The 1,057-nt window shown below is 77.4% G+C and carries 1 protein-coding gene; it reads right to left on the reverse strand.

All coding sequences use genetic code 11. The features are described 5' to 3' along the window. Positions 1-1,057 (reverse strand): AMP-binding protein (locus DQW06_RS18820; protein ID WP_157983488.1); only part of this gene is annotated, 1,057 nt, incomplete at both ends.

A 1,057-nucleotide genomic window follows, 5' to 3' on the forward strand; every position in this document is an offset into this window, starting at 1 on the left:
CAGAAGGGTGCGGGCGTGCTCCGCCGCGGCCCCGGCCAGGGCGGCGGCCTCCTCGGACTCCCGGGGAACGACGACCGCGGCCAGGCGGGGCGCGGGCTCGGTGAGCGCGACCGCGACCGCCTGGGACACCTCCGGGTGCGCGGCCAGGGCCGCCTCCACCTCGCCGGTCTCCACGCGCACGCCGTTCACCTTGACCTGGTGGTCGGCCCGGCCCAGGAACTCCAGGGTTCCGTCGGGGGCGTAGCGGGCCAGGTCGCCGGTGCGGTACCAGCGCCGACCGCCGGAGGTGACGAAGCGGTCCGCGGTGGCGTCGGGGGCGCCCCGGTAGCCGCGGGCCAGTCCAGCGCCGCCCACCCACAGCTCACCGGCGACCAGGTCGGGGCGGTCGCGCCCCTGGGCGTCGACCACGCGGCACAGCACGCCGGGCAGCGGGCGGCCCCAGGGTACGCAGGCCCAGGCCGGGTCGGCCCGGTCCACCTCCAGCAGGGTGGAGTGGATGGCGGCCTCGGTCATGCCGCCCAGGGCGAGGAACCGGCACTCGGGGGCGAGGGCGCGCAGCCGTTCGCGCAGGCCGGGGGCGACGCGGTCGCCGCCGAGCAGGACCGCGCGCAGGGGCGGCATCGGCGCCATGCCGGACTCGACCGCCGACAGCAGCATGTCCAGCAGGGCCGGTACGCAGTTGAGGACGGTCACCGACGCGTCCGAGGCGGCCCGGACCCAGTGTTCGGCCTCGCGCCGTGTCCCGGGGTCGGCCAGGACGGCGGCGCCGCCCGCCGACAGCGGCGCGAACAGGTCGAAGACCGACATGTCGAAGCCGTAGTCGGCGAGCGCGAGGGTGCGGTCGCCGGTGCCGGTGTCCAGGACGGCGTTGAGCACGTCGATCGTGTGCGCGGCGGCCCGGTGCTCGACCTCCACCCCCTTGGGCGTTCCGGTGGAGCCGGAGGTGAAGAGCACGTAGGCCAGCGCGTCCGGCGCGACCTCGCGCGGGGTTCCCGGCGGGGTCTGCCGCGTCTGTTCGGGGGTGAGAACCGGGAGGTGGCCGGGGGCGGCCGTCCCG

This window comes from Nocardiopsis sp. TNDT3 (assembly GCF_003427465.1).
In the GTDB taxonomy this organism is placed as follows: Bacteria; Actinomycetota; Actinomycetes; order Streptosporangiales; family Streptosporangiaceae; genus Nocardiopsis; species Nocardiopsis dassonvillei.